The organism is Helicobacter pylori, from assembly GCF_001653475.1.
GTDB lineage: Bacteria > Campylobacterota > Campylobacteria > Campylobacterales > Helicobacteraceae > Helicobacter > Helicobacter pylori_CM.
The window spans coordinates 157,938-181,517 of record NZ_CP011487.1 but is presented as its reverse complement, the minus strand read 5'-3'; the positions used below and the strand labels follow the sequence as shown (position 1 = coordinate 181,517).

Annotated in this window: 22 protein-coding genes and 2 pseudogenes; 11 read left to right on the top strand and 13 right to left on the bottom strand. The window is 39.6% G+C overall.

Features of this window, described 5'->3' with window-relative positions; all coding sequences use genetic code 11:
- Window positions 1-27: 27 nt before the first annotated feature.
- The 3 genes from mnmG (at window position 28) to hcpA (ending at window position 4,309) form a co-directional block, all read left to right on the top strand.
- A complete protein-coding gene (gene mnmG, locus AA974_RS00885) occupies window positions 28-1,893 on the top strand; it encodes a tRNA uridine-5-carboxymethylaminomethyl(34) synthesis enzyme MnmG (RefSeq protein ID WP_064433020.1) in 1,866 nt (621 codons plus the stop codon).
- Window positions 1,894-1,903: 10 nt separating this feature from the next.
- Window positions 1,904-3,055, top strand: a complete 1,152-nt coding sequence (gene dapE, locus AA974_RS00880) for a succinyl-diaminopimelate desuccinylase (protein WP_064433019.1) — start codon at window positions 1,904-1,906, stop codon at window positions 3,053-3,055.
- 501 nt (window positions 3,056-3,556) lie between these two features.
- Entirely contained in the window at window positions 3,557-4,309 is a 753-nt protein-coding gene (gene hcpA / locus AA974_RS00875; RefSeq protein WP_064433018.1) for a Sel1-like repeat protein HcpA, read from the top strand.
- A 160-nt stretch (window positions 4,310-4,469) separates the two neighbouring features.
- Here hcpA and htpG read toward each other — a convergent pair whose 3' ends face one another.
- Window positions 4,470-6,356, bottom strand: coding sequence for a molecular chaperone HtpG (gene htpG / locus AA974_RS00870; RefSeq protein ID WP_064433017.1), 1,887 nt, complete (start codon window positions 6,354-6,356; stop codon window positions 4,470-4,472).
- Between the two features lie 101 nt (window positions 6,357-6,457).
- Window positions 6,458-7,810, bottom strand: a complete 1,353-nt coding sequence (hofA, locus tag AA974_RS00865) for an outer membrane beta-barrel protein HofA (RefSeq protein WP_064433016.1) — start codon at window positions 7,808-7,810, stop codon at window positions 6,458-6,460.
- Between the two features lie 154 nt (window positions 7,811-7,964).
- Here hofA and AA974_RS07985 point away from each other — a divergent pair, with 154 nt between their 5' ends.
- Window positions 7,965-8,087: a glycosyltransferase family 8 protein gene (locus tag AA974_RS07985; RefSeq protein ID WP_001156392.1), complete on the top strand. Its 123-nt coding sequence runs from the start codon at window positions 7,965-7,967 to the stop codon at window positions 8,085-8,087.
- A gap of 13 nt (window positions 8,088-8,100) precedes the next feature.
- On the top strand, window positions 8,101-9,141 hold the full coding sequence (locus tag AA974_RS00855; protein WP_230380952.1) for a glycosyltransferase family 8 protein: 1,041 nt from the start codon (window positions 8,101-8,103) through the stop codon (window positions 9,139-9,141).
- Between the two features lie 13 nt (window positions 9,142-9,154).
- Here AA974_RS00855 and AA974_RS00850 read toward each other — a convergent pair.
- Window positions 9,155-10,391, bottom strand: a pseudogene (locus AA974_RS00850) (Mrp/NBP35 family ATP-binding protein).
- Between the two features lie 74 nt (window positions 10,392-10,465).
- On the opposite strand from AA974_RS00850, the gene AA974_RS08280 reads away from it, so the two are divergent.
- From AA974_RS08280 to AA974_RS00835, 3 genes and pseudogenes are all read left to right on the top strand, one after another.
- Window positions 10,466-10,696, top strand: a complete 231-nt coding sequence (locus AA974_RS08280) for an AAA family ATPase (protein ID WP_230380951.1) — start codon at window positions 10,466-10,468, stop codon at window positions 10,694-10,696.
- Between the two features lie 40 nt (window positions 10,697-10,736).
- Window positions 10,737-11,670, top strand: a pseudogene (locus AA974_RS00840) (OLD family protein); the annotation flags it as partial.
- The gene (locus AA974_RS00835; protein WP_064433014.1) at window positions 11,670-12,053 is read left to right on the top strand and encodes a hypothetical protein; all 384 of its coding nucleotides are present in this window, start codon (window positions 11,670-11,672) and stop codon (window positions 12,051-12,053) included. The pseudogene AA974_RS00840 and the gene AA974_RS00835, both read left to right, overlap by 1 nt.
- Window positions 12,054-12,455: 402 nt before the next feature.
- Here the strand turns inward: AA974_RS00835 and AA974_RS00830 are convergent, their stop codons facing one another.
- The 10 genes from AA974_RS00830 to AA974_RS00785 form a co-directional block, all read right to left on the bottom strand.
- Window positions 12,456-12,758 carry a hypothetical protein gene (locus AA974_RS00830; protein ID WP_064433013.1) on the bottom strand — a complete coding sequence of 101 codons (303 nt, stop codon included), beginning with the start codon at window positions 12,756-12,758 and terminating at the stop codon, window positions 12,456-12,458.
- A 23-nt stretch (window positions 12,759-12,781) separates the two neighbouring features.
- Entirely contained in the window at window positions 12,782-13,777 is a 996-nt protein-coding gene (gene fabH / locus AA974_RS00825; RefSeq protein ID WP_064433012.1) for a ketoacyl-ACP synthase III, read from the bottom strand.
- 24 nt (window positions 13,778-13,801) lie between these two features.
- The gene (gene plsX, locus AA974_RS00820) at window positions 13,802-14,821 is read right to left on the bottom strand and encodes a phosphate acyltransferase PlsX (RefSeq protein ID WP_064433011.1); all 1,020 of its coding nucleotides are present in this window, start codon (window positions 14,819-14,821) and stop codon (window positions 13,802-13,804) included.
- A 77-nt stretch (window positions 14,822-14,898) separates the two neighbouring features.
- Window positions 14,899-15,045 (bottom strand): 50S ribosomal protein L32, encoded by a 147-nt coding sequence (gene rpmF / locus AA974_RS00815; protein WP_000290428.1) that lies wholly within the window; start codon window positions 15,043-15,045, stop codon window positions 14,899-14,901.
- 15 nt (window positions 15,046-15,060) lie between these two features.
- Window positions 15,061-15,417, bottom strand: a complete 357-nt coding sequence (locus AA974_RS00810) for a DUF177 domain-containing protein (protein WP_064433010.1) — start codon at window positions 15,415-15,417, stop codon at window positions 15,061-15,063.
- 25 nt (window positions 15,418-15,442) lie between these two features.
- Window positions 15,443-15,856, bottom strand: a complete 414-nt coding sequence (gene ndk, locus AA974_RS00805) for a nucleoside-diphosphate kinase (protein ID WP_064433009.1) — start codon at window positions 15,854-15,856, stop codon at window positions 15,443-15,445.
- A gap of 66 nt (window positions 15,857-15,922) precedes the next feature.
- Window positions 15,923-17,080, bottom strand: coding sequence for a methionine adenosyltransferase (metK, locus tag AA974_RS00800; RefSeq protein ID WP_064433008.1), 1,158 nt, complete (start codon window positions 17,078-17,080; stop codon window positions 15,923-15,925).
- A 70-nt stretch (window positions 17,081-17,150) separates the two neighbouring features.
- Window positions 17,151-18,161, bottom strand: a complete 1,011-nt coding sequence (gene lpxD / locus AA974_RS00795) for a UDP-3-O-(3-hydroxymyristoyl)glucosamine N-acyltransferase (RefSeq protein WP_064433007.1) — start codon at window positions 18,159-18,161, stop codon at window positions 17,151-17,153.
- Window positions 18,162-18,170: 9 nt separating this feature from the next.
- Entirely contained in the window at window positions 18,171-18,998 is an 828-nt protein-coding gene (gene fabI, locus AA974_RS00790; RefSeq protein ID WP_064433006.1) for an enoyl-ACP reductase FabI, read from the bottom strand.
- A 9-nt stretch (window positions 18,999-19,007) separates the two neighbouring features.
- Window positions 19,008-19,712 (bottom strand): triose-phosphate isomerase, encoded by a 705-nt coding sequence (locus tag AA974_RS00785; protein WP_064433005.1) that lies wholly within the window; start codon window positions 19,710-19,712, stop codon window positions 19,008-19,010.
- A 214-nt stretch (window positions 19,713-19,926) separates the two neighbouring features.
- Here AA974_RS00785 and AA974_RS00780 point away from each other — a divergent pair, with 214 nt between their 5' ends.
- From AA974_RS00780 to AA974_RS00770, 3 genes are read left to right on the top strand one after another with little or no spacing between them, the layout of a single operon-like run.
- The gene (locus AA974_RS00780; RefSeq protein WP_064434032.1) at window positions 19,927-20,694 is read left to right on the top strand and encodes a fumarate reductase cytochrome b subunit; all 768 of its coding nucleotides are present in this window, start codon (window positions 19,927-19,929) and stop codon (window positions 20,692-20,694) included.
- A gap of 9 nt (window positions 20,695-20,703) precedes the next feature.
- Window positions 20,704-22,848 carry a fumarate reductase flavoprotein subunit gene (locus tag AA974_RS00775; RefSeq protein WP_064433004.1) on the top strand — a complete coding sequence of 715 codons (2,145 nt, stop codon included), beginning with the start codon at window positions 20,704-20,706 and terminating at the stop codon, window positions 22,846-22,848.
- A complete protein-coding gene (locus AA974_RS00770) occupies window positions 22,841-23,578 on the top strand; it encodes a fumarate reductase iron-sulfur subunit (RefSeq protein ID WP_042636042.1) in 738 nt (245 codons plus the stop codon). Before AA974_RS00775 ends, AA974_RS00770 begins: the two co-directional genes overlap by 8 nt.
- Window positions 23,579-23,580: the final 2 nt, after the last annotated feature.

The following is a 23,580-nucleotide window of genomic DNA, read 5'->3' as shown; positions in this document are numbered from 1 at the left end:
AAAAATCATATCAAAACAGGAAAAAGAGTGGTAAAAGAAAGTGATATTTTAGTGATTGGTGGGGGGCATGCAGGCATTGAAGCGGGCTTGATTGCAGCCAAAATGGGGGCTAGAGCACATTTAATCACCATGCTCATAGATACGATCGGTTTAGCGAGCTGTAATCCAGCGATTGGGGGCTTGGGTAAAGGGCATTTGACTAAAGAAGTGGATGTTTTAGGGGGGGCTATGGGGATAATTACGGATAGTAGCGGTTTGCAATATCGTGTGTTAAACGCTTCTAAAGGGCCGGCAGTTAGAGGGACTAGAGCACAAATTGATATGGATATTTACCGCATTTTTGCAAGAAATCTTGTTTTAAACACCCCTAATTTGAGCGTCTCTCAAGAAATGGCCGAAAGTTTAATCATTGAAAATGATGAGGTAGTGGGCGTAACCACGAACATTAATAACACTTATAAGGCTAAGAAAGTGATCATCACCACAGGCACTTTTTTAAAAGGGGTGGTGCATATTGGCACGCACCAAAACCAAAACGGGCGCTTTGGGGAAAACGCTTCTAATTCTTTAGCCTTGAATTTGAGGGGGCTTGGCTTTAAGGTGGAAAGACTAAAAACCGGCACTTGCCCAAGAGTGGCGGGCAATAGCATTGATTTTGAAGGCTTAGAAGAGCATTTCGGGGACACAAACCCTCCCTATTTTAGCTATAAAACCAAAGATTTTAACCCCACCCAACTCTCTTGTTTCATCACTTACACCAACCCTATCACCCACCAAATCATTAGGGATAATTTCCACCGAGCCCCCCTGTTTAGCGGTCAAATTGAAGGCATAGGCCCAAGGTATTGCCCTAGCATTGAAGATAAAATCAAGCGCTTCAGCGAAAAAGAACGCCACCAGCTGTTTTTAGAGCCTCAAACCATCCACAAAAGCGAATATTATATCAACGGCTTAAGCACCTCTTTACCCCTAGATGTGCAAGAAAAGGTCATTCATTCTATCAAAGGCTTAGAAAACGCCCTCATCACGCGCTATGGCTATGCGATAGAGTATGATTTTATCCAGCCCACAGAATTGACCCACACTTTAGAAACCAAAAAAATCAAAGGGCTTTATTTGGCCGGGCAAATCAATGGGACTACCGGCTATGAAGAAGCGGCGGCTCAAGGGCTTATGGCTGGGATTAATGCGGTATTGGCTTTAAAGAATCAAGCTCCCTTTATTTTGAAGCGCAATGAAGCTTATATCGGTGTTTTGATTGATGATTTGGTTACTAAAGGCACGAATGAGCCTTACAGAATGTTTACCAGCCGAGCCGAATACCGCTTGCTTTTAAGAGAGGACAACACGCTTTTTAGGTTAGGCGAACATGCCTATCGTTTAGGGCTTATGGAACAGGATTTTTATAAGGAATTAAAAAAAGACAAACAAGAGATACAAGACAATCTCAAACGCCTTAAAGAATGCGTCCTTACCCCTAGCAAAGAAGTGTTAAAACGCCTAAACGAATTGGACGAAAACCCTATCAATGACAAGGTTGATGGCGTTAGCCTTTTAGCGCGCGATAGTTTTAATTCAGAAAAAATGCGCTCCTTTTTCAGCTTTTTAGCCCCCTTGAATGAGCGGGTTTTAGAGCAGATTAAAATTGAATGCAAATATAATATTTATATTGAAAAGCAACACGAAAATATCGCTAAAATGGACAGCATGCTCAAAGTTTCTATCCCTAAAGATTTTGTGTTTAAAGGCATTCCAGGCCTTAGCTTAGAAGCGGTAGAAAAGTTAGAAAAATTCCGCCCTAAAAGCCTTTTTGAAGCCTCAGAAATCAGCGGGATCACCCCAGCGAATTTAGATGTTTTGCATTTATACATCCATTTGCGGAAAAACTCTTAAAGGATTTTTAATGAACGCTTTAGAAATCACCCAAAAGCTCATCAGCTACCCCACCATTACGCCCAAAGAATGCGGTATTTTTGAATGCATTAAATCGCTTTTTCCTAATTTTAAAACTCTAGAGTGTGGGGAAAATGGCGTGAAAAACCTTTTTTTATACCGCATTTTTAACCCCCCTAAAGAGCATGCAAAAAAAGAGCATGCAAAAGAAAATATTAAACCCTTGCATTTTTGCTTTGCAGGGCATGTTGATGTCGTGCATCCTGGAAACAATTGGCAAAGCGATCCCTTTAAACCCATTATTAAAGAGGGGTTTTTATACGGCCGTGGGGCACAAGACATGAAAGGGGGCGTGGGGGCGTTTTTGAGCGCGAGTTTGAATTTTAACCCTAAAACCCCTTTCATGCTTTCTGTTTTACTCACAAGCGATGAAGAAGGGCCAGGGATTTTTGGCACTAGGCTTATGTTAGAAAAACTCAAAGAAAAAGATTTGCTGCCCCATATGGTGGTTGTGGCTGAACCCACTTGCGAAAAAGTCCTAGGCGATAGCATCAAAATTGGCCGAAGAGGCTCTATTAATGGCAAACTCATTTTAAAAGGCATTCAAGGGCATGTGGCTTACCCAAAAAAATGCCAAAACCCCATTGATGCGCTCGCTTCTGTTTTGCCCTTGATTTCAGGAGTCCATTTAGATAATGGAGATGAGTATTTTGACCCTTCAAAATTGGTTATCACGAACTTGCATGCAGGGTTAGGGGCGAATAATGTAACACCCGCAAGCGTAGAAATCATCTTTAATGCGCGCCATTCTTTAAAAACCACCAAAGAGAGCTTAAAAGAATATTTAGAAAAAGTTTTAAAAGATTTGCCTTACACTTTAGAATTAGAGTCAAGCAGTTCGCCTTTCATCACGGCTTCTCATTCAAAGCTTACCAGCGTTTTAAAAGAAAACATTTTAAAGACATGCCACACCACCCCCCTTTTAAACACCAAAGGCGGCACGAGCGATGCGCGATTTTTTAACGCTCACAGCATAGAAGTGGTAGAATTTGGCGTTATTAATGACAGGATCCATGCCATTGATGAAAGGGTGAGCTTGAAAGAATTAGAGCTTTTAGAAAAAGTGTTTTTAGGGGTTTTAAAGGATTTAAGCGAGAAATAAACGGGCATAATGATAGTTTTGGCGTAAGGATTTTTTCTTTTAATACTAACGCCACCAACGCCTTTTTCGCTGATACAAACCACCAAACCAACTCAAGCTTTAGCGTGCTTGCAATCTATTTATTGTAGCCTTTATAGGAGTGGGGTAATGCTTGACAAATTAATTAAAGCTTGCTATAATTTTTTCGCTCTTTCTGTTTTAATAAAGAAATGTTATTGCTCCTTCAATGTTAGTTTTTAGTTTTTACTTTAAGGGCTTTTACCAAAGAAAGCCGCTCTTAAAAGGGTGGCGGTTCTATCAATTTTTTAAACAAAATCTTTTAATACAGCCCTGTCTTTAGAAGTATCCCTTTTAGCATAGCAATCCAACTCAAGCAATGCGCAGTCATTAAAAGAAAAATCATTTTTTCTTTATTTCATCAATAAAAGTTCAATAAGGCTTTAATCATCAATATTTGATTATAATTATAAAGGATTACATTTTTTTAATAGGAGATATATCATGCTAGGAAGCGTTAAAAAAACCCTTTTTGGGGTCTTGTGTTTGGGCGTGTTGTGTTTAAGAGGGTTAATGGCAGAGCCAAACGCTAAAGAGCTTGTTAATTTAGGTATAGAGAGCGTGAAGAAGCAAGATTTCACTCAAGCTAAAACGCATTTTGAAAAAGCTTGTGAGTTAAAAGATGGCTTTGGGTGTGTTTTTTTAGGGGCGTTCTATGAAGAAGGGAAAGGAGTGGGAAAAGACTTGAAAAAAGCCATTCAATTTTACACTAAAGGTTGTGAATTGAATGATGGTTATGGGTGCCGTCTGTTAGGCAATTTATACTATAACGGACAAGGCGTGTCTAAAGACGCCAAAAAAGCCTCACAATACTACTCTAAATCTTGCGATCTAAAGCATGCTGAAGGGTGTACGGTATTAGGAAGCTTGCATCATTATGGCGTAGGCACGCCTAAGGATTTAAGAAAGGCTCTTGATTTGTATGAAAAAGCTTGCGATTTAAAAGACAGCCCAGGGTGCATTAATGCAGGATACATATATAGTATAACGAAGAATTTTAAGGAAACTATCGCTCGTTATTCTAATGCATGCGAGTTGAATGATGGTAGGGGGTGTTATAATCTAGGGGTTATGCAATATAACGGAAAAGGCACAGCAAAGGACGAAAAGCAAGCAGTAGAAAACTTTAAAAAAGGTTGTAAATCAGGCGTTAAAGAAGCATGCGGCGCTCTTAAGGAATTGAAAATAGAACTTTAGTTTCAATGAAGTTAGATAAACACTGTGTTTAGTTGGCTTTTACGCTTTTTAATGTTTTAATGAAAGCATAAACCCTACAAACTCATCTTTTAATCATAACAAGGTTTTTATCGCACCCATTCATCTTAAACGCCGTTTTTAGATTGGTGCTTTGAAGGGTTTAAGCGAGTTTATTCAAACCCTTTAACGCTTTCAATAGCACGCTATTCAAACGCTCGTTAAAACTTTTAGCGTCTTTTAAAGCCCCTTTTTCTAAAAGCTTCGCCCCATCATAAAGCAACCAGATAAAAGCACTCAACTGCTCTTTATCTTCGTATTTTAAGAGTTTTTGCAAAATCGCATGGTTAGGGTTTAATTCTAGCGTCTTCTTACTTTCAGGAACGCTTTGCCCCATTTGACGCATCCAATTAGCCATCATCGCATTTTGTTCATCGCCTATTAAAGCCACTGCTGAAGTGAGATGGTTAGAAAGCTCTACGCCTTTAATCTCATCTTTAAGATTTTCTTCAAACGCTTTCATTAAATCTTTAAACCGCTCTTTTACCTCATCGTTGATTTCTTCCAAACCAAGCTCTTTTAGGCTCTCGCTATGGCTAGCGTCTCTAAAGGGCGTTTTATCGTATTCATTCACGCCTGGCATCACAAACGCATCAATTTCATCGCTCAGCAACAAAACATCATAGCCTTTTTGAGCGTATTTTTCTAAAAGTGGGGACGCCTTTAGTAAGTCTAAATTTTCACCTAAAAGGTAGTAAATGCTTTTTTGATTTTCTTTTAAATTTTCTTTATATTCTTTTAAAGAAACCAATTTTTCTTTGTCTTTAGAATAGAATCTTAACAATTCTAAAAGTTTTTCTTTGTTTTCAAAATCCCCATACAAGCCTTCTTTTAACACTTTCCCGAAAGGCTCATAGAATTTATGGTAATTTTCATTATCCTTGCTCAAGCGTTCAATCTCGCCTAAAATCTTTTTCACTGAAGCCGAACGGATATTGGCTAAAATCTTGTTTTGCTGCAAAATTTCACGGCTCACATTCAAGGGTAAATCTTCGCTGTCAATCACGCCTTTAACAAACCTCAAATAAGACGGCAACAATTCTTTGTCATCATCAGTGATAAACACCCTTTTAACATAAAGTTTGACCCCGCTTTTATAATCCACCCTAAACATGTCAAAGGGCGCTTTGCTGGGGATGTAAAAAAGCGTTGTGTATTCTAAAGAGCCTTCCACTTTATTGTGGATATAGCTCAAAGGTTCGCTGTTATCATGCGCAAACGATTGGTAAAACTCTTTGTAGTCTTTTTCTTTCAACTCGCTCTTATTCATTTTCCATAAAGCGCTCGCTTGATTGATTTGATCGCATTTTTCTTCTTTAATTTCTTTTTTATCGTCCCCTTCACTTTCAAATTTCGTATCGGTGTAAGTTAAAAAAATAGGGAAAGGGATATGCTCAGAATACTTTTTAATAACGCTGTCAATCTCCCAACGGCTCGCAAAATGAGAATCTTCATCTTTTAAAAAGAGGGTGATTTCTGTGCCTTGTTCATCTTTAACGCATTCGCTGATTTCAAACTTGCCCTTACCATCGCTCACCCATGTATAAGCTTGATGGCTAGTAACTTTCTTGGTTTGAACGACAATTTTACTCGCTACCATAAACGCTGAATAAAAGCCCACGCCAAATTGGCCAATCAGCGCACTATCTTTTTTCTTATCCCCGCTCAAAGCGCTTAAAAAACTCTTCGTGCCTGATTTAGCGATCGTGCCTAGATGCTCGATTAGATCGTTTTTATCCATGCCTATACCATTATCTTTAATCGTTAAGGTTTTTTTCTGGCCATCAAAACTCAAATGAATGCTAGGCGTGGTATTCAGCCCTTTTAATTTTTCATCGGTCAGCATCAAATAATTCAGCTTGTCCAAAGCATCGCTCGCGTTAGAAATCAACTCTCTTAAAAAAATCTCTTTATTAGAATACAAAGAGTGGATCATCAAATCCAAAAGTTGGTTGATTTCAGTTTGGAAGGTGTATTCTTGATTAGACATTGATCTTTTCCTTTAATAAAATTTTTAAGATTATACTATAAAAGTGCACTTAAAAGGGGTATGCTATGGCTTAAAAAATCGCATGAAAGAATGTTAATTTCTTAAAAACGATAACTCATAGAGCTCATAAAATAGCTTCTGTCTTGAATGGTTTGAGCGAAATCAGGGTTGTAACCGCTTGTAAAAAACCCCACCTTATAACCCTTATGCATCGTGATTTGATAACCATTAAACATGAGCATCAAATAGATATGTTTTTTAAGGTTATATTTAAAAGTAACCCCTAAACTTTGCGAATCAGCCCTTGGGGAATAGGTCAATTTCCCATACAATTGCACCAAAAGATTCTTAATGCTCTTTCCTATAAAAGCGTTAATGGTCATGGAATTAGCGTTGTAGAAATTGGAATAAGCGTCTTCATAAGGGGTGTCATCTTTAGTGTCATAAAAAGGATCCACTGGTGAGCCGTTCCAGCCTAATTGAGCGCTCCCGTTCCCAAAATTCTTATACACGCTCCAGCCAAAACGATAAGATCGGAAATTGATTCTTTGAAAAACAAACAAAACTTGCGCTTTTTTACCCACTAAAGCGGCTCTGTAATAATCTTTAGACAAATAATCGCTATAAAGGGGAAACCATGCGTAAAAAGTCGTTTGGATGCGCCAATCAGATCTCCAATAAGACTTTGTATCATGGGTGATTTCAAATCCAGGAGCGTTAAAATTCTTAGGGTAAAACCAGATAAAAGGTGCAACCCTAATGTATTTATTTTCGTAAATGAGGTTTAAATTGTGCATGCCGTAGTTGGTTTTTTGCTTATAATTGACAGAAGCGTAAAAATCTCTAATGGATTGCTCATTAGCTAAAGCCCTTCCAAAGGTGCTAAACCACTCTATCCTAAACTTTTTCCACCGGTAAAAAAGCTCAAACCCTTGATTAAACCCGCTCAAAAACAAAGCTTTAGAAGGGTAACGCCCTAATTTAATCCCAAAAATATCCTTATATTGATAATCTAAATACAAATTGTATAACACATAAGGCCTGGCGTTTTGAGCCTTTTGCTCTCTGGTCCAATTTTCGCTGTGTTGCATCAAATAGCCCTCCCATCGCCCCATATAATACCAGTTCGCTGGCTGAAACCCTGCCTTAGGGTTGGCTTCATCAATCAAAAATTTCGTGGAATCATACGCTAACGATCCTATTTCGCCCCCCACCCCAAAACCCAGTTTGTGGTTTTCAATCCCTTTAGGGAGCAAACTAGAATCAACTTGTAAAGCCCCGGTAGTGGTTACATAACTCCCTGTAGGATAAATCCCTTTTTTTGAATTGATAACCGACTGATTGAAAGCGATGTGCGAAAACGATCCCACTCTCGCACTGATTTGATACTCAAAAGCGTTGAGAAAAACCCCATTCAAAGCTAAAAGCCCTAGCCAAACTTTTTGATTAAGCACCTTTTTATGAAACACCTTTTTTATTGGAGTCTAATATTATGCCATAAAACCAACTCGCCAGTGGCTCGCTCATTGTAGAAAAAAAAAAAACGATAAAATCACAAACCCCCTTTTTACAAAAAGCGGGTTCAATTTAAAGATTTAAGGAGTGCGCATGCAAGAAATTGTCCCTATTGTTGTGGCTTTTGATAACAATTATTGTATCCCTGCTGGCGTGAGCTTATTTTCCATGCTAGCAAACGCCAAACGAGAGAGAGAGAGTAAAACTCTTTTATAAAATCCATTGTTTGGTGGAGGGTTTAAGCCCAGAGAATATAGCCAAATTAGAAGAAACGATCGCTCCTTTTAGTGCTTTTTCTAGTATAGAGTTTTTGGATATTACTGATAAAGAATTAGAACCACGCCATAATTACCGCAAACTTGATCCTTTAATAGCTGGTGAAATTAAAAAATTGCATTTAAAACTCAATGCTTTTTCACAAAAACGCTTTTCTAAAATGATCATGTGCCGTTTCTTTTTTGCCTCCCTTTTTCCGCAATACGATAAGATGATCGCATTTGATGCGGATACTTTGTTTGTTGGCGATATTAGCGAGAGCTTTTTTATCCCCCTTGATGATCATTATTTTGGGGCTGTGAGAGAAAAAGATTTGATCGCTATGAACAGGAATTCGGCTAAGGATTTATACGAATTACGCCAAATGCACGCAAAAACGATTGGTGTCGCCAACAATTTCCCTAATTTAAAAGAAGCTCAAATCCTTTTTGACAACTACTTTAACGCCGGGTTTTTAGCCTTAAATTTAAAATCATGGCGTAAAGAAAATCTTGAAAACCAATTGATGGGATTTTTCCTTTTGAAAAATGAAAAACTTTTATTTACCGATCAAGATGCTCTGTGTTTTGTGTGCCGTGGTAGGATTTTAGAATTGCCTTATTCATACAATGCCCACCCTAGTTTCCTTGATACGCCCTCATTCCCTAGCGTTAAAGAAGCGTGCATGTTGCATTTTTGGGGCGATAAACCCTGGAAACTCTTAAGCGTCATTGGCGCAAAAAAATGGCATGAAGCGTTGATTCAAACGCCTTTTAAAGACGCCTATTTTAACGCTCCCTTTTTAGATCACCTCTTTGAATCCCTTCAAAATAAAGATAAAGAAATCCAAAATAAGGATAAAGAAATCCACGCTCTTAAAAAAGCCCTATCTTTTTCAGACAAACGGCATTCTTTTGACTTTCTTCTGCCTAGACTTTCTTCTAAACTCCTTATAGAATTTTTGCTTTTTAAAGTCAAACAAAAAGTGAAGCGGTTGATTAAAAGGGTTTTTTAAAACCCTTTTAAAACTAATGCGAACAAGCATGCGTTTGCGTGGGCTGGATGTCCTTGTTATCGGCTAGTTTTTCCCTTTCCACTTTGTCTAAAAAAGCGCTCAAATCTTGCGCCATTTTTTCAAAAATCTTAGCACTCACGCTATTAGGGTGAGAAATTACAATCGGTTCGCCCCTATCCCCCCCTAAACGCACTTTAGGCTCTAAAGGGAGCTTGGCTAAAATCTGCGTGTGGTAAGCTTCTAACAATCCGCTCATGGAATTTGAGCCAAAAATCTCACTCTCTTTCTTGCAATGCTCGCACACAAAACTCCCCATATTTTCTACAATGCCCGCAATAGGAATGTGTAATTTCTTAAACATGTCCAAACTCCGTTTAGCGTCATCTAAACTTACGATTTGGGGCGTAGTCACAGTAATTCCTGCGCTCAAAGGCACAGCTTGGGCTAGCGTGAGTTGCGCATCGCCTGTTCCTGGGGGCATATCCACCACCAAAACATCTAAATCCCCCCAAATAATATCGCTTAGCATCTGCTCAATCGCTCGCATCAGCATGGGCCCTCTCCAAATGAGACTCTGCCCTTCATCATACAAAAGCCCCATGCTCATCACAGAAACGCCAAAAGCTTTTAAAGGAATGAGTTTTTTACCGCTAGGATCCATGATCACATCAGCGTTTTGTAAGCCCATCATTCTAGGGATATTAGGGCCATACACATCAGCGTCTAGTAGCCCCACTTTTTGGTTTAAATTCGCTAGAGCGATGCTTAAATTCACGCTGGTGGTGCTTTTACCCACACCACCCTTACCCGAGCTTATCATCACTACATGCTTAATATTTTTCGCCAGATTTTTAGTAGCAGGCTTTGGGGCTTGCGGTTTGGGCGGGGTTTTAATATCCAAATTCAAAGCTTTCACGCCTAATTCTTGCATCGCTTTGGAGATATTTTCCCTTAAAACCTCGCTCGTTTCTTCAGAGCTTGAAGGGATTTCTATTAAAAGCCCTAATTGATTGTCATGCAAAGCGATGTTTTTGACAAAACCAAAGCTGACAATATCCTTTTCAAAATTAGGGTAGATGATCGTTTTTAACGCGTTTAAGACCTCTTCTTGAGTGAGCATTTTAATCCTTAAAATGATAGTATTTGAATTTTCTTTATAGCATGTTTTGTTTAATTTTGCATTATAAATTAAATTTGATAAAAAAGGATAAGGCATGAAATTTTATAAGCGTGTTTTGAAATTGCACCATTTTAGGAATTTGGGTAAAAACTTGCCTGCGGAGTTGCTTTTAAATTCAAGTCTTGAAAAACATGGGGGGTTTTGGTGGTTTTAGTGGGAGAAAACAATGTCGGTAAAAGCAATGTTTTAGAAGCTCTGAAAATCTTTAACGATGCGGGTGTTAAACTTTGCAGTGAGAACGATTATTTCAAAGCCCATGAAAAAGATTCTATTCTGATTTTAGAAGAAGAAACAATCCTTGATGATAAAATCACCGGTTTTTCTTGCGTGGGTTTGAGAATCCGATCTAAAGAAATTAAATACATGATGTGCTGAGTTCACAGAATATTGCCGAGAGTGTAACCCTTACACAGCGTTTGGTTTTCTCTACAATGTGGGATCAAATTTTAGTTTTAACAAGAATATTGTCTATGTCATGGACGAGCCAGCCACCCACTTGAGCGTGCCAGCCAGAAAGGAGTTTAGGAAATTTTTAAAAGAATACGCTCATAAACATCATACCACTTTTGTTTTAGCCACCCATGACCCCTTTTTAGTGGATATGGATCATTTAGACGAAATAAGGATTGTAGAAAAAGAAACAGAAGGCTCTGCGATTAAGAATGAATTTAACTACCCTCTAAAGAATGCGGAAAAAGACTCTGATGCCCTAGATAAAATCAAACGCTCTTTAGGGGTGGGTCAGCATGTTTTTCATAACCCCCAAAAACACCAAATCATCTTTGTAGAAGGCACCACAGATTATTGTTATTTGAGCGCTTTTAAATTGTATTTCAATAAGCATGACCCACAATACAAAGACAACCCCATTCCCTTCACTTTCTTACCCATTTCAGGGCTTAAAAACAATCCAAAAGATATGAAAGAAACCATTAATAAACTTTGCGAGTTAGACCATAACCCTATTGTTTTGATAGATGATGACAGAAAATGCGATTGTGACCAAAACACAACGAGCGAACGATTTAAAAAAGCTAATGAAGAAAGGCATGATCCTATCACAATCTTACAACTCTCAGACTGCGATAAAAAATTCAAACAAATTGAAAATTGTTTCAGCGAAAACGACAGAGAACAATACGCTAGAAACAAGCAAAGGGGATTGGCCATGGCGTTCAAAACAAAGCTTTTGTATGGCGAACAAAATGCGATAACCGAAGAAACCAAAGAAAATTTTCTATTTTTATTTGAATGGATAAAAAAAGAGTGCAACAACCCAACGATTAAAAAAAGAGTATATCAAATTTGGTTATAATACCCTACAAACATTATTGGTGAAAGGATTTTGATGTTTAAGAAAATGTGTTTGAGCCTGATTGTTATAAGCGGTGTTTATGTGGGGGCAAAGGATTTGGATTTCAAGCTGGATTATCGTGCGACTGGGGGGAAACTCATGGGGAAAATGACGAATTCCAGTCTTTTAAGCATCACTTCTATGAATAATGAACCGGTGGTGATTAAAAATCTTATTGTCAATAGGGGAAATTCATGCGAAGCGACTAAAAAAGTGGAACCCAAATTTGGCGATAAGTTTAAAAAAGAAAAGCTCTTTGATCATGAATTAAAGTATTCACAACAGATATTTTACCGCCTGGATTGCAAGCCTAACCAATTGTTAGAAGTTAAAATCATCACGGACAAGGGCGAGTATTACCATAAATTTTCTCAATAAAAAGAGTTTTTAGTCTCTACTCTGATGAAGTGTTGGTCATAAAATTCAAAAATGCTAAAAGCTTTTTTAATGTCAAAAAGTTTGCTTAGCAAGCGGTGGTTTCTTAAAAACAGACTAAAAAATATTAATTGATCTATACTTGGTTCTCAATTGGTTGTTGGTTGAGTTTTTGATTGAGAAGCTACTAATCATTACCTATCAAAACAAATATAATAAAACAAATATTAAGACATCTATTAAGACAGCTATAAAAAGTATGAGTGTAAAACACCCACCATCATCATCGTCACCACAAATAACACAAACAACAATCATGATAAGAATTATTGATCCTAACATGATTTGTCTTTTACTTTAAAAATAATTTCTGCTATAAGAAATAAAATCCCTAAAGAAACCCCTTTATGGAGTTCCTTTTTGAGCTTGCTCTAAAGCCATTTGCGCATGCTTGCAATCTTTTTTAAAAGACTTCGTAATAAAATTAACCTTAAGCGTCGAATCAAAGGCTTTGTGGCATTTTTCAAGCTTGTGATCGCGCTCTTGCGGATCTTGCAAGTAATATTTCACTGAATGCACAAAACTGAAATGAAACTCCATAGGAGGGATACGGCTATCTGGCGTGCCTTCGCAATGATCGCTGCAATAAGTGCTTTGCGCTTCTAAACCCCCTAGCATGACTAAAAATAAAAAAATCATCTTTTTCATCAAAATATTCCTTCAATCTTTTCCTAATTTCCTCCAAAATACACCAATGCTGAACCCCAAGTCAATCCCCCACCAAAAGCATCTAGAAGCATTAAATCGCCCTTTTTCAAACGCCCCTCTTCATAAGCTTCGCACATGGCCATAGGGATACTGGCTGCTGAAGTGTTGCCGTATTTATGCACGGTTAAAACCACTTGCTCATCTTTAAAATCCAAATGCTCTCGCACCGCTTGAATGATCCTAAAATTAGCTTGATGCGGGATAAACAAACGCACATCTTCAGGTTTGAGAGCGTTTTTTTCTAAAATCATTTCCACATCTTTTAAAAGCGTTTTCACCGCTAGTTTAAACACTTCATTGCCTTTCATGCATAAAAAAGGCTCTAAAGCTTCTTCTTTAGCGTTAAAGGGAGTGGGTTTTAAAGTCCTTGGCGTATAAAGATAATTAGAAAAATTCCCATTCGCTGAAATTTGCACATCCAAAATGCTTTCTTTTAAACGCTTGGTTCTGCCTATCACGCACGCTCCAGCCCCATCGCCAAATAAAATACAAGTCCCCCTATCTTTAAAATCTAACACGCTGCTCGTTTTTTCTGCCCCCACAATCAGCACATTTTCATACATTCCACTCTCAACATAAGCCTTAGCCACCGATAATAAATAAATAAAACCCGTGCAAGCGGCTGAAATATCAAACGCCGGCTTGTTTTCAATGCCTAATTTCGCACTCAACACGCAAGCGGTTGAAGGCATGGCTAAAAAATCAGGACTTAAAGTCGCTACAACCACCAAATCAATGTCTTTGGGGGTTAAATGCGCTCTCTCTATGGCTTGTTTAGCCGCTATTACCCCTAAATCGCTGCTTTTTTCTTCATCGTTAGCGAAACGGCGTTCTTTGATACCGGTCCTTTTTTCTATCCATTCATCGCTGGTATCCAAAAATTGCTGGAACTCTGCATTTTTCACACGCTCGCTTGGAACATGCATCGCAATGGATTTAAGAGAGGCGTAAAATTCCATTCAATCCCCTTAACATAGTCATCTTTAAGCGTCTTGCTGATCACTTTGAGGCACAGAAACGCTAGGCTTCAAGCTCTCAAACGCCTTAGTGATCCTCAAACAAACCTGACTTTCAACAGCGCTAATAGCCTGATAAATCGCGCATTCAACCGCTCTAGCATTGCTCTTGCCATGGCTAATGATCACGCTTTTATTCACGCCTAAAAGCGGCGCTCCCCCATATTCAGCGTAATCGGTTTTTTGTTTTAAAATATCAAACGCATTCTTAAGCATCAAAGCCCCCATTTTAGATTTAAAAGAGCTTTTAATTTCATCTTTAAAAATAGAGCCTATCGCGCTAGCGACCCCTTCTGTTGTCTTTAAGACCACATTCCCCATAAAGCCATCGCAAACCACCACATCCACAACCCCTTTGAAAATATCGCTCCCCTCCACATTGCCATAAAAGAAGTCATAAGCTTTCAGCATTTTATGCGTTTCTTTAACGAGCATGTTCCCTTTAATATCTTCTTCGCCATTACTCAAAAGACCCACCTTAGGGCTATCATAATGCAACACGCTTTTAGCGTATTCATACCCCATAAGAGCAAAATCAATCAAATATTCAGACTTGCAATCCGTGTTCGCTCCTGCGTCTAATAACACGCTAGGGCGTTTGCCAACGCTTGGCATTAAAGTGCAAATGGCAGGCCTTTCAACCCCCTTGATACGCCCTAAACGCAAGGTTGCTAAACCCATAGTCGCTCCGCTATGCCCCGCTGAAATCAAAGCGTCAGCCCCATTTTTCAAAATATCCATACCCAAGTAAATGGAAGATTCCTTACGCTTAATCGCCTCAGTGGCGGCTTCTTCCATTTTAATATAATCTTGCGTGTGGATCATTTCCACTTTGCTGGCTAACTCTTTAGAAATAAAAGGGGTTGCTTTGTCTTTATCCCCCACTAAAACCGCACTAAAACTCTTATTTTCTAAAGCCCTTGAGACTCCCTCAATAACGGGTAAAACCCCATGGTCAGCCCCCATTAAGTCTATTACAATTTTCATCATGCGTCCTTAAAAGGCTTGTTGCAACCCGTTGCAATCCTTTAAAATACTTTCTATCATTAAAGATAGCTTTTATACTAGTATTCTTTAGTAAATTTGTTAATATGGTGGGGAAGCTTCCAAGTGCCATCTTTAGCTTTTATGGGCTTAGCCAACTTAACGCTGTAATGCGTGCGCCTTTTTGCCGCTCTTGTCTTGCTCACTCTTCTATCAGGTACTGCCATAAATTCTCCTTAATTTCAATCTGCATAATGGTAGTCTAATCTAATAGACTCCACTTCAGAGCGTAAAATTTCGCTCAAATCAATAAAACCATTGAAAGACTCAATAACATCTAAATTATCAAAATCCAAACTTTGGCTTTGCGTATCCCATAACCCGTCTGAAATATGCAAAACCAACGACTCATCAAGACTTTTTTTAAACTCTTTACCGCTTGTATCGCAAATAAGCATCAATTCACCCTTAAGACGCACTTTCAAGCGGAACAATTTCGCCCCCACTCGCATAACTTCGCCCTCTAAAACCACTCCCTCATGCTCTAAAGAAAACGCTTTAGGCACATTAAAAGCGATTTTACGCATTTCAAATTGCATGCTTAACTTAAAACGCCCTTAAATCTTAAAGATCTCTAGCGGCAAAAAAGAAAGCGATTTCATTGTGCGCGTTTTCCAAACTATCGCTCCCATGCACCGCATTAGCGTCAATGCTTTCAGCAAAATCCGCTCTAATAGTGCCTTTTTGGGCGAGTTTGGGATCAGTCGCTCCCATAAGATCTCTGTTTTTAGCCACCGCATCTTTGCCCTCTAAAACCATAACCACTACCGGACCACTGACCATAAATTCTATTAAATCTTTAAAAAAGGGTCTCTCTCTGTGGATCGCATAAAAGTTTTCAGCGTCTTTAACGCTCAAATACAAGCGTTTCATAGCAACCACTTCCAAGCCGTTACTCTCAAAGCGATCAATGATTTTGCCTACCACTCTTTTCTTAAGTGCATCCGGTTTAATAATAGACAGCGTTCTTTGTTTCAATTTAAACTCCTTGTGAATTGTTGATTATACAAAAATTTTTTAAAATATTACCCTTAAAACATTTTTTTAACGCTTAAAGAACGCTTTAATCTCTTCGGCTTTGTTGGTTTTTTCCCAAGTGAATTCCTCTAATTCGCGCCCAAAATGCCCATAAGCTGAAGTGAGCGAATAAATGGGTCTCAACAAATCCAAGCTTTCAATAATGCCTTTTGGCGTGAGTTTGAAAACCGATTTCACGCATTTTTCCAACTCCGCACTTGAATACTTGCTCGTGTTATGCGTATTCACATAAACAGACACCGGCTCTATCACCCCAATCGCATAAGCAAGCTGCACAGTCGCTTTATCGCAAACCCCACTCGCTACCAGATTTTTAGCCACATAGCGGGCCGCATAAGCTGCGCTCCTATCCACTTTACTAGGATCTTTCCCGCTAAACGCTCCCCCCCCATGCGGGCAACTCCCCCCATAAGTATCCACGATGATTTTTCTACCCGTTAAGCCCGCATCGCCTTGTGGCCCACCGATAACGAATTTTCCTGTAGGATTGACAAAAAACTTGATATTGTCATGCAAATATTCTTTGGGTAAAACCTTATACACGATCTCTTCAATCACGGCTTCTTTTAAATGTTTTTGCGAAACTTCTGGGGAATGTTGGGTGGAAATGACAATCGTATCAACGCTTACAGGTCTGTTGTTTTCATAACGCACGCTCACTTGAGACTTGCCATCAGGCCTTAAAAAAGGCAGAGTGTTGTCTTTTCTTTTTTGAGCCAGAGCGAAAGTGAGCTGGTGCGCTAAATGAATGGGTAAGGGCATGAGCGTTTCAGTCTCCTTGCACGCATAACCAAACATAAGCCCTTGATCCCCTGCCCCAATCTCACCATCTTCTCTATCCACACCCTGATTAATATCAGGACTTTGCTCGCCAATGCCATTTAAAACCGCTGCACTTCTATAATCAAAGCCATAAAGAGCGTCTGTATAACCAATCTTTTTAACCACTTCTCTTGCAATCTCTTGCATAGGGGCATAAACAGAAGTTTTTAACTCGCCAGTGATCATGCAAAAACCATTAGCAACCAAAGTCTCACATGCGACTTTGGCTTTTTGATCCCGCTCAATAATATAATCTAAAACCGCATCGCTGATTTGATCAGCCATTTTGTCAGGATGCCCCTCGGTTACTGATTCAGAAGTGAAAAGAAAACTATCTTTCATGGATTGTCCTTATTAAAATAATCATTCGTATTCAAAATGGGCTTATTATAGCTTATTTCATTCTTTAACTTTAAGACTTAAAAAACCCTTTAGCTTTTTGCAACAAACTCGTTTTTTGCTGTTTTCTAAAATTCGTTCGTAAATGAGCCAAGAAATGGTGCCACTCATGGATTTCCATAGCAGGGATCGCTCCGGCAAAATTAGTGTTAGGGGGCAAGTCTTTACCCACTGCGCTTTTACCCCCAATTTGAGTGAATTCGCCCACATGCAAATGCCCCCCAATGCCCACTTGACCGCCAAAAACCACATTACGGCCAGTGGTTGTAGAGCCGCTCAAGCCCACTTGAGAGACCACAATGCTGTGTTCGCCTAAAACGCAATTATGCCCAATTTGAACCAGGTTATCAATCTTAACGCCCTCTTTAATCAAAGTCTCACCAAACACCGCCCTATCAATCGCCGTGTTAGCTCCAATTTCTACATTTTTTTGAATCCTAACAATCCCCACATGCTCAATTTTGACATGCTCTCCTAAAGCGGTGTGTGCATAACCAAAGCCATCGCCTCCAATCACACTGCCTGCATGGATGGTAACATTGTCTTCTAAAATCGTGTTTTGATACAAAACCACACGAGGATACAAAATACAATTTTTACCGATTTTGACTCCATCAGCGATCACCACGCCCGGATAAATCAAAGAATTTTCGCCAATTTCTACGCCCTCTCCAATCATAACATTAGGCATGATCGTTACTTTTTCAAAATGTTTAGACTCAATCACGCTTTCTGGGTTTTTAAAAAAAGGGATTTTAAAGGCATGCGAAACTTTAGCGAAAGCTAGATGCGGGTTATCCACGATTAAAGCTTGCATGTGTTTTGGCACTTTAGAAGATTCTTTTTTACGGATAAACACTGCCCCGGCTTTGGAATCTTTTAAAAGTTTAAGGTAACGCGCTTGGTCAATGTAGCTAATATCATTGGGCGTAGCCTTATCTAATTCCGCTAAAGCATGCACTTCAAAATCGTTTGAAAATCCCGTTTCAATAGAATAGGCACTTAACAATTCGCTTAATTTCATCAATACCCCTTATTGTTCTTTATGCAAATCCCACAACAACACGGCTTTATTATCTTTTTCTTCCACAGCTCCCATGCCCATAACATGATAGCCAGCATCCACAAAATGTACTTCCCCACTCACCCCACTAGACAAGCTAGAGAGCAAATACATCCCGGCATTGCCCACTTCTTCTAAACTCACATTTTTTCTTAAAGGGGCGTTGATTTCATTCCATTTCAAAATCATCCTAAAATCAGCGATCCCGCTAGAAGCGAGCGTCCTGATAGGCCCAGCTGATAGGGCATTCACTCGTATATGGTGCTTGCCTAAATCCACCGCTAAATAACGCACCGCGCTCTCTAGGGCCGCTTTAGCCAACCCCATCACATTGTAATGAGCCATGTATTTGGTGCTGCCCAAATAGCTTAAAGTCAAAACAGACGCTCCGTTATTTAATAAAGGTTTTAGAGTGTTTGTCAGCTCTATTAAAGAATAAACAGAAATTTCCATAGCGGTGTTAAACGCGCTTTTAGAAGTTTCTAACAAGCTCCCCTCTAAAGCCTCTTTTGGAGCAAAGGCCACGCTATGAACGATAAAATCCAATGAGCCTAAATCCTGCTTAACGCTATTGTATAGCGACTTGAAATGCTCTTCTTTGCTCACATCTAATTCATACACATAGGGGCTATTCAATTCCTGTGCGATAGGCCTCACGCGCTTTTCTAAGCTCTCATTCAAATAAGTGAAAGCCAAAGTAGCCCCTTGATTGAAACAAGATTGTGCGATCCCATAAGCGATGGATTTATTGTTTGCCACCCCTACAATAAGCCCTTTTTTACCTTTTAAAAATCCCATGATTTTCCTTTATAAAAATGAAATGATTGTTTTAAAATTTTCTAATTCCAAAGACGCACTCCCGATCAATAAGCCGTCCACGCTATCAATCCCTAAAATTTCTTTAGCGTTTTGTGTATTCACGCTCCCCCCATACAACAAGGGCGTTTTTTGATTTAAAATTTGCTTTAGAAAACCATGCGTGAGATAAATATCTTCTAAAGAAGCGCTCTTTTTTGCGCCAATCGCCCAAATAGGCTCATACGCCACCACTAAATTGGGATAATCAAGATCAATATTTTCTAATTGCTCATTTAAAAATTCCTTTACAGCCTTAAAACTCTTTTCTCTGGTCGTTAATTCTTCGCCAATACAATAGATGATTTTAAAATTTTTACTTTTAAAAAAATCAAACTTTTCTTTCAAAAAGCTAGGACTTTCCTTTAAAAGCATTCGCCTCTCGCTATGCCCTATTAAAAGCGTGTTGATTTTCAATTCTTCTAAATGCTTTGAAGTGATTTCACCGGTAAAAGCTCCACAATCTCTAGGGTAAGCGTTTTGCACTCCTAAAGTGAAATGCAAAAATGCGTTAGGCAATAACCCCAAAAAATCAGGGAATACAAACACCCTATCAAAATGCTGCGGTTTTAAAGTCTTTTCTAATTCTTTTAAATACGCATGGCTTTTAAAAATAGGCATAGCGGATTTAAAATTAGCCATGGCAATTTTTGTCATTGAATGATCCTTATTTTATTAGGTGGTAACTATCCCTTATTATATCCAATAGCGTTTAAAAAATGTAAATTTTAAACAATAGCCCCCTTGAATTGAATTTTTTCTTAATTTAGGTTTTGTTTATAAGAAAAATTATTTCAAATGTAGTAAAATTAAGGCAGTGTTTTTGCATCAAACGATTCAGGTTAATTTTGAGTTTTTAGGAGCAGTTTTTATGCAACAAGAAGAAATTATAGAGGGTTATTATGGCGCTAGCAAAGGGCTTAAAAAAAGCGGTATTTATGCTAAGCTAGATTTTTTACAGAGTGCTACGGGCTTGATTTTAGCGCTCTTTATGATCGCACACATGTTTTTGGTCTCAAGCATCTTGATTAGCGATGAAGCCATGTATAAAGTAGCGAAATTTTTTGAAGGGAGTTTGTTTTTAAAAGCAGGCGAGCCGGCTATTGTGAGCGTGGTTGCAGCAGGGATTATTCTTATTTTAGTCGCACATGCTTTTTTGGCACTTCGGAAATTCCCTATCAATTACAGGCAATACAAAGTTTTTAAAACCCATAAGCATTTGATGAAACATGGCGATACGAGCTTGTGGTTTATTCAAGCCATAACCGGGTTTGCGATGTTTTTCTTAGCGAGTATCCACTTATTTGTCATGCTCACAGAGCCTGAAAGTATCGGGCCCCATGGCTCAAGCTATCGTTTTGTAACGCAAAACTTTTGGCTTTTGTATATTTTCTTATTGTTTGCCGTAGAATTGCATGGCTCTATTGGGTTGTATCGCTTAGCGATTAAATGGGGGTGGTTTAAGAATGTGAGCATTCAAGGTTTGAGAAAAGTCAAATGGGCGATGAGCGTGTTTTTTATTGTTTTAGGGCTTTGCACCTATGGGGCTTACATTAAAAAAGGTTTAGAAAATAAGGACAATGGCATTAAAACCATGCAAGAAGCCATAGAAGCTGATGGGAAATTCCACAAAGAATAAGGGTAGAAAATGAAAATAACATATTGTGATGCACTAATTATTGGAGGCGGATTGGCTGGGTTAAGGGCTAGTATCGCATGCAAACAAAAGGGTTTAAACACCATCGTTTTAAGCCTAGTGCCTGTCAGGCGTTCGCACTCTGCAGCCGCTCAAGGGGGCATGCAAGCAAGCCTTGCGAACGCTAAAAAAAGCGAGGGCGATAATGAAGATTTGCACTTTTTAGACACGGTTAAGGGGAGCGATTGGGGGTGTGATCAGCAAGTGGCTAGGATGTTTGTAACCACTGCCCCTAAAGCCATTAGGGAATTGGCCAGTTGGGGGGTGCCTTGGACTAGGATTAAAAAAGGCGATAGGCCTGCGGTCGTCAATGGTGAGCATGTTACGATCACTGAAAGAGACGATAGGCATGGTTATATTCTAAGCCGTGATTTTGGCGGCACTAAAAAATGGCGCACATGTTTTACGGCTGATGCTACAGGGCATACCATGCTTTATGCGGTCGCTAATGAAGCCTTACACCACAAAGTGGATATTCAAGACAGAAAGGACATGCTCGCTTTCATTCATCATAATAATAAATGTTACGGGGCGGTGGTAAGGGATTTGATCACAGGCGAAATTTCAGCGTATGTTTCTAAAGGCACGCTTTTAGCTACCGGAGGTTATGGACGCGTGTACAAACACACCACTAACGCCGTGATTTGCGATGGATCTGGGGCTGCAAGCGCTTTAGAAACCGGCGTGGCTAAATTAGGCAACATGGAAGCGGTGCAATTCCACCCTACCGCTTTAGTGCCAAGCGGGATTTTAATGACTGAAGGCTGTAGGGGCGATGGAGGGGTTTTAAGAGACAAATTTGGCAGACGCTTCATGCCCGCTTATGAGCCGGAGAAAAAAGAGCTTGCGAGTAGGGATGTGGTCTCAAGGCGGATTTTAGAGCATATCCAAAAAGGCTATGGAGCCAAATCGCCTTATGGGGATCATGTGTGGCTGGATATTGCTATTTTAGGGCGTAACCATGTGGAAAAAAATTTAAGGGATGTGCGCGATATTGCCATGACTTTTGCGGGTATTGATCCGGCGGATAGCGAAGAGCAAACCAAAGACAACATGCAAGGAGTGCCCGCTAATGAGCCTGAATACGGGCAAGCGATGGCTAAGCAAAAAGGCTGGATCCCCATAAAACCCATGCAACACTATTCTATGGGTGGGGTTAGGACAAACCCTAAAGGCGAAACCCACTTGAAAGGCTTGTTCTGTGCGGGCGAAGCGGCATGCTGGGATTTGCATGGGTTTAACCGCTTGGGGGGTAATTCCGTGAGTGAGGCCGTGGTAGCTGGCATGATTATAGGGGATTATTTCGCCTCGCATTGTTTAGAAGCACAAATTGAAATCAACACGCAAAAGGTGGAAGCTTTCATTAAAGAAAGCCAAGATTACATGCATTTTTTATTGCACAATGAAGGCAAGGAAGATGTGTATGAAATCAGAGAACGCATGAAAGAAGTCATGGATGAAAAAGTGGGCGTTTTTAGAGAAGGCAAAAGACTAGAAGAAGCCCTTAAAGAATTGCAAGAACTTTATGCACGCTCCAAAAACATTTGCGTGAAAAACAAGGTTTTGCACAATAACCCTGAATTAGAAGACGCTTACCGCACCAAAAAAATGCTCAAACTCGCGCTTTGCATCACTCAAGGGGCGTTACTGCGCACTGAAAGCAGAGGGGCTCACACAAGGATTGACTACCCTAAAAGAGACGATGAAAAATGGCTTAATCGGACTTTAGCGAGCTGGCCTAGCACTGAGCAAGACATGCCCACGATTGAATACGAAGAATTAGATGTGATGAAAATGGAAATCAGCCCTGATTTTAGGGGCTATGGCAAAAAGGGCAATTTCATTCCCCACCCCAAAAAAGAAGAGCGCGACGCTGAGATTTTGAGAACGATTTTAGAATTAGAAAAGCTTGGAAAAGACAGGGTAGAAGTCCAACACGCACTCATGCCTTTTGAATTGCAAGAAAAATACAAGGCTAGGAATATGCGTTTAGAAGATGAAGAAGTGAGGGCTAGGGGGGAACATTTGTATTCTTTCAATGTCCATGATTTATTAGACAAACACAACGCTAACCTAAAAGGAGAACACCATGAGTGATAATGAACGAACGATTGTAGTTAGAGTGCTAAAGTTTGACCCTCAAAGTGCGGTGAGTAAGCCGCATTTTAAAGAGTATCAATTGAAAGAAACCCCATCCATGACGCTCTTTATCGCTTTAAACCTCATTAGAGAGCATCAAGATCCGGATTTGAGCTTTGATTTTGTGTGCCGTGCTGGGATTTGCGGCTCTTGTGCGATGATGGTTAATGGGAGACCAAGATTGGCTTGTAAAACCCTAACTTCTAGCTTTGAAAGCGGGGTGATCACGCTGATGCCCATGCCTAGTTTTACACTCATTAAAGATTTGAGCGTGAATACGGGAGATTGGTTTAGCGATATGACTAAAAGGGTGGAGAGCTGGGCGCATTCTAAAGAAGAAGTGGATATTACCCAGCCGGAAAAAAGGATTGAGCCTGATGAAGCCCAAGAAGTCTTCGAACTGGACAGGTGTATTGAATGCGGGTGTTGTATCGCTTCTTGTGGGACTAAACTCATGCGCCCTAATTTCATTGGAGCTGCTGGCATGAACAGAGCCATGCGTTTTATGATTGACAGCCACGATGAAAGAAGCGATGACGATTTTTATGAGTTAGTTGGCGATGATGATGGTGTTTTTGGGTGCATGAGCCTGATCGCTTGCCATGACACTTGCCCTAAAGAATTACCCTTGCAAAGCAGTATCGCCACTTTGCGTAACAGGATGTTGAAAGTGGGTAAAAGCCGCTAATT